Consider the following 5581-nt stretch of genomic DNA (forward strand, 5'->3'; position numbering starts at 1 on the left):
AAGTTTGATTTCTTTAGTGTATTTAGTCATGAAAATAACCCCCGAAATTAGTGTCCTAATTTCGGGGGTCATATCACATTTTTATCACCCAATGCCCTTTTTTAAAAAATTACTTGTCTGCCACGACCAGCAATGACTTAATTGCTTGCCGTTGGTCCATCGCTTCATATGCGTCTTGCACATGATCAAGGTCAAAACTCTTAGTGAAGACCTTACCTGGGTGGATTTCGCCCTTCAAAACAGCGTCCAGCAAGACTTCCTGGTCGTAAGTAGTGATGTTAGCGATCCCGCCGCGCCAGCCGACATTCTTCCAGAAGAACTTGTTGGTTTCAGGTTCCTTTTGCGGAACCCCTACCCGGCCGACAATCGCGCCAGCACGGGCGATCTGACCAGCCTGATCGATAGAGCTGCTTGCCCCAACGCATTCCAAAACAGCATCAGCACCATAGCCGTCAGTCAGTTCCAAAACCTTCTTTACCGCGTCTTCACCACGTTCACTGACGATGTCAGTTGCACCGAATTCCTTGCCCAAGGCTGCCCGGTTTTCGTGGTGGCTAAGCAGAATGATCTTTTCAGCACCGAGCAGCTTAGCCGCGATAACCCCGCACAAACCAACCGCGCCGTCACCGATAACTGCTACTGCATCCCCCGGCTTAACTTCCGCGCTAGCCGCAGCATGGTAGCCAGTTGCCATAACGTCTGACAAAGTCAACAGGTCATTCAATTGCTCTTCAGTGTAGTCGCTTGGCTGGCCAGGGATTTTTACCAAGGCGCTGGCATTCTTAAAACGCAGCTTTTCAGATTGGTAACCCTTGTTGCCGCCAACTTCCACGTTTGGACAGTTGCCGTCAAAACCAGCCTTGCAGATCTTGCACTTCATGCAGCCGTGGGTAACTGGAGCGATGACGAAATCGCCGACCTTGACATTGTCAACCTTGTCACCGACTGCTTCTACGATCCCGATGGCTTCATGGCCAACCGTGCCTTCAGGCCGGTCAGAAATGCCTCTGAACCACCACAGGTCGGACCCGCAGACGCAGGCTCTAATTACGCGGATAACCGCATCGGTGTCTTGTTCAATTGTTGCGTCTTCAACTTCCCGGGCTTCAACCAGGCCCTTTTTAACGAAATATGCTGCTTTCATTTTTCTCGCTTTCTGTGTAAAAATCCGCTAACGTTCTTTAATAATTATTGTAGCCTTTAGCTATAATTTTGGCGAATACTTAGCTTGTATATTGGTATACGTGAAATCTATAGTCCCTTAGATCGCAAAACCGCATCCCATGAACGGGATGCGGTTTGTTAGTATGGAGTTTGATTAAACTACAGATTAGTTGCTTTCCTTGGTTCCGATGACAATGACCTTATCAACCGGATTTTTAACCTCGAGTTCAGCACCTGCTTGGACATATCCCGTTTTTTCATCTAAATAGTAAGGCGTGATACTTTTAGTTGAGCCATTTTCCCCGCCTGTAACTATCGTAGTACCCTTTGGCAGATTAGGATCATACTTCTGAATCGTTTTATAAGGCGTAACTTAGTACCAACAGAAACTACTTGATCAATCTTTCTTTGAATCTCATCTACCGTGAGACCGTAGGTAGGTCTGATAGTGGAATTCGAGAATATGCACCGCTTTTCTTATCTTCCGGGTGAGGTTCTAACCCAATAATTGTTATGGACTTCTTGTCCGGCCCATAGACACAATACATTCGCATTGCTCCACTAGTTTTTAGTTCGAGTCCTATACAAATCATCTAGAAAACTAAAGAAAGTTTGATGATCCATGGGTATAATTTAGCTACTGTGTAGCTGAATTGATATAATAATGAATAATATCAAAAGAATACCGAAAGGAACACATCATGAAGATCGCAGTAATGGGTTACAGTGGCTCTGGAAAGTCAACTCTATCCCGCAAGTTAGGTGAATTGTACCAAGTTCCCGTTCTTCACTTGGATAGCGTCCAATTTTTGCCAAACTGGAAAACGAGATCAACGGAAGAACAAGGCAAGATCGTCCAAACTTTTCTTAACGATAATCCTAGCGGCTGGGTCATCGATGGAAACTACAACAAACTCAGCTATGAACGCAGAATCATTGAAGCGGACATCATTATCCAACTCTTATTCAGTAGAAAAGACTGCCTGCTTCGCTGCATCAACCGCTATCGTACCTAACCCGGCCTGATATGGCAGTAGGCTGCGATGAAAAATTGGATTTTGACTTCATCAAGTGGATTCTTTGGGATGGCCGATCAGAAAATATCCAAGACCGATATGTCCGAGTCCAGAACGAATATCCCAGCAAAGTGGTCGTTCTCTGTAATCAGCAGCAACTTAACGGATATCTGCAAAATCTAAAAGACTAGCAACAAATCAACTTATTCAGCATCCAGTCCTAATGCGGCTTCTGCTTGATCCTTATTGAGATTCATGGACTGCATCAGATACTCAACTGCATGCTTATTTTGCTCTGCCTTTGCTTTGGCAATTCTTTTTGCTGTATGTTGGGTAAATACTTCATTCATGCTTGTGCTGCTATTTGGATCTTCATTAGAGAGTTCTTCAATGGCTTCTTGCAAGTCATCCCCTCCGCCCATGGTCATGATTGAATCCAAAACAGAAACCATTTCTTCCTTGCTCAACTTTTTATCGCTAAATTTATCGTCTATTTCCTTTAATTGCCCTAAATCAGCAATTACCTGTTTGCATCTTTCTACCGAAGCTGGCGCGTATCCTACTGCCTTCATTGCTTCTTCTTCAGACAAATTCTTCGATTCCATCAAAGCCTGAAGCAAATGCAGCTTATTCCTTGCTCGAGCAACGTCAACCCGTACTTTAGTAAAGTCGTTGACCAGCTCATCTTCTTTAGTCGTCTTGTCAACAATCTCATACAGTTCATCCAAACTGTCCATCAAAATCATACCGAGGCCATGTGCGCATAATCGTCATCTTCAAAGCTCGGAAACTCTTCTTCCATGAGCTTCTTCATTCTGGCAAAAGCGTAGGTCGCCAAAATCACTGGATCCATTTCACGAGGAAACTTGCTTATTTCCATTTCAAACTCTCTTGCCGCAAACTCTTCTTCACTCATATTGTTTGCAGCTAAAAGTTCCTGCAATTCCCCTGGTCCAAGCCGGCCATCGCCTTCTGCCATGATTCTCCTGTTCTTCTGCAGCAAAATATTCTTGCATTCTTGGGCAAGTTGCTCTTGCGTGAGACGCCCATGCTCCGTCATGTTTACCATGATCGTTGTCAAAGCCATCCCTAACTGCGTCCCCTCTTGCTCCGTAAGACTCAGATTGTTCTTCTCCATCAATTCCAGCCTAAAAACCTTATCCTTAACCGGCTTGATAAAGTAACCTGTCAACCACTTTTTCTCATTTCTGGAAAAACTATTTATCGTATCCCGCCAAATCTTTCTCTTTAAAAATGGCTTTAATATTTCCGGATAGCAGTCCATATAAGTTGGATGGCCGAATTCTTTAAACACCCATTGGCATTGCTCAATATAGTCCAGCACTATGTCCTTTGGGCCAATTTTTCCTCAATTTCGTCTATAAAGTGATATGGTACGATCTCCGCGCCTAATTCCCGGAAGCCATACATTGCTGTAGCGATATTAATACTGTGCGGCACATCCAGAATTCATTTCCTTGTCGCGCTTAACTCTCATCCAAGCTTTCATTGTCAGCTCCTTTTTCCATCAAAAAACGCCTCCTGGTTCTCCAAGAGGCGTTCCCCCTACATCACGCTAATCAATAGCAAACTGATCAGCAAGGCCAAAATAAAGCAGATGCCGATTAGCCAGCCCAGGATCTTAAATGAGACCTTGAGCAGAAAAACGGCGATCGCCACCGGCATGGCCACAATAGTTAAAAATATCAGTAAAATCAAAAACGAAATCGTAAACATAATAGTTACACCAACTTGTCCTCTATCCCCTGAATACAAGTTTAAGGTAACCCAAGCAGGCGCGGACTGTCAACCTTCTTGCTTTTTACCGGCTGCTTCTTCCCCGCCGGGTGTTGCCCGGACGGCTGTAATACTCCCGCTTCTCCTGGTACATTTGCTGGTCAGCCAGTTGCATGAGGCGCTCCAGACTGGCCTGGGGATGAGATTCACTGTCGGCATAGCCAATCGAAAAACTGATATTCTGCCCGGTATTGATCCGGTACTTGACTGCCTCTAATTCCAGCTGCTGCTTTAATTTCGCCCCTTGCTGGCTGTCGCCGGGTACAATAGCGGCGAACTCATCTCCCCCAATCCGGTATCATTCTCCGCTTTTGCCTAAAGTATCCCTGATAATCGCGGCAACTTCCCGGATCAAGTCATCCCCGGCCAGGTGGCCCCAGTTGTCATTCATCTCTTTTAAACCGATGATGTCAATGGAAAAAGCTAAGAACTCCTTCCCGCCTTGCGGCGTCACCATCTCGCCCAGCTTCTCCTCATAGGCATAGCGGTTCTGCATTCCGGTCATAATATCCGTCCACATCACGACATTGTCCCGGCTAATCTTCAGATCGCTGACCTTCTGGGTAAAATTGTTAAAGCGGTTCAGCAAAAAGCACATCCCGATCGTAATCGTCAATGATGTCGTCCGCAAAGCTCCCCCGCTCACTTCCTGGATCACGATCCCCAGAAAAACCACGAAAAAGGTATAGAACATAAAGAGGCGGTCGCCGCTGAAAGTCTTTTGCTCAAACTGGTGATAGGCAGATACAATCGCGAACATCACGATAATGCAGATGATGAAATAAACGTAGTAATAACGGCCTTGATGATAGTGGTTATTCTGGTCAATCGAAAAGGTCCAGCCGGTAGCAATTGACGCAAGCTGGAAGAGAACATTCACCGGCAACAATACTGCCAGCAGGCGGTCATACTTTGAATGCCGCACCCAAATATGAATAACTAAGTAGCCTAGAAATGGTATCAAGCTGTGGTTTAAAAACTTGTTGATTACCAACCATATTCTGTATTGGCCCGAGTAGCCATCCAACATGACCGAAGTCCACTCAATTAAATTGATGATTAGCAAGAGGCCTAAAGACCAGTAGCTGTTGCGTTGCTGTAGTGGCTGTTCTTATAGACAAGGCAAGCAAGCAAGAAATAAATAATGAAATAATTACGCCAATTGCAAGAATAAATTGAACACTTACCATAACATCTGGTAAATTTTGACTATCTACTCCGGTAAATGCGGTCAAGTTCGGTGTCAAAGTACTCTTCTGGAGTCTTGTAGTTTAAGATCTTCCGAGGAAGAGAGTTGCACCATACCTCGATCTTAGCAATATCTTCCACACTGTACTTATCCATACGGTCTCCCTTGGGAATATAGCGTCTGATAAGCCCGTTGTGCCGTTCTACGCTGCCTTTATCACAGTCGAAACTTATCAAATGCCTTCATAACGCTAGCTGAGGTCTTATCCTCGATCTTGATCATGAAGAACTGACGCGGCTTTCGTTCGCACAGAGTAAGCAACACATCATCGTCTTTAGTCTTGTGTCCAAGAACCAGATCGCATTCCCAGTGACCAAAGTCCTTACGGCTTTCGATTCTAGGACTACGTTCATCG

At 45.0% G+C, this 5581-nt stretch carries 4 protein-coding genes and 4 pseudogenes; 1 reads left to right on the forward strand and 7 read right to left on the reverse strand.

Annotated features, from left to right (window positions below; genetic code table 11):
- Nucleotides 1-109: 109 nt before the first annotated feature.
- A complete protein-coding gene (locus FD23_RS02890) occupies nt 110-1144 on the reverse strand; it encodes a zinc-binding dehydrogenase (RefSeq protein WP_052933658.1) in 1035 nt (344 codons plus the stop codon).
- Nucleotides 1145-1330: 186 nt separating this feature from the next.
- Nucleotides 1331-1522: pseudogene (locus tag FD23_RS09145) on the reverse strand (G5 domain-containing protein); the annotation flags it as partial.
- 343 nt (nt 1523-1865) lie between these two features.
- On the opposite strand from FD23_RS09145, the pseudogene FD23_RS11025 reads away from it, so the two are divergent.
- A pseudogene (locus FD23_RS11025) lies at nt 1866-2371 on the forward strand (P-loop NTPase family protein).
- 12 nt (nt 2372-2383) lie between these two features.
- On the opposite strand, the gene FD23_RS02900 reads toward FD23_RS11025, so the two are convergent.
- The 5 genes and pseudogenes from FD23_RS02900 to FD23_RS10185 all read right to left on the reverse strand — a co-directional run.
- Nucleotides 2384-2926 (reverse strand): hypothetical protein, encoded by a 543-nt coding sequence (locus tag FD23_RS02900; protein WP_025896371.1) that lies wholly within the window; start codon nt 2924-2926, stop codon nt 2384-2386.
- Complete coding sequence (locus tag FD23_RS10175; RefSeq protein WP_230844825.1) at nt 2923-3525, reverse strand: hypothetical protein; 603 nt, start codon at nt 3523-3525, stop codon at nt 2923-2925. Before FD23_RS10175 ends, FD23_RS02900 begins: the two co-directional genes overlap by 4 nt.
- A gap of 221 nt (nt 3526-3746) precedes the next feature.
- Entirely contained in the window at nt 3747-3917 is a 171-nt protein-coding gene (locus FD23_RS09885; protein ID WP_164477168.1) for a hypothetical protein, read from the reverse strand.
- Nucleotides 3918-4110: 193 nt separating this feature from the next.
- Nucleotides 4111-5007 (reverse strand): annotated as a pseudogene (locus FD23_RS10950) (GGDEF domain-containing protein); the annotation flags it as partial.
- 179 nt (nt 5008-5186) lie between these two features.
- A pseudogene (locus FD23_RS10185) lies at nt 5187-5581 on the reverse strand (transposase family protein); the annotation flags it as partial.

Origin of the sequence: Lactobacillus delbrueckii subsp. delbrueckii DSM 20074 = JCM 1012 (genome assembly GCF_001433875.1) — a bacterium.
Lineage (GTDB): Bacteria > Bacillota > Bacilli > Lactobacillales > Lactobacillaceae > Lactobacillus > Lactobacillus delbrueckii.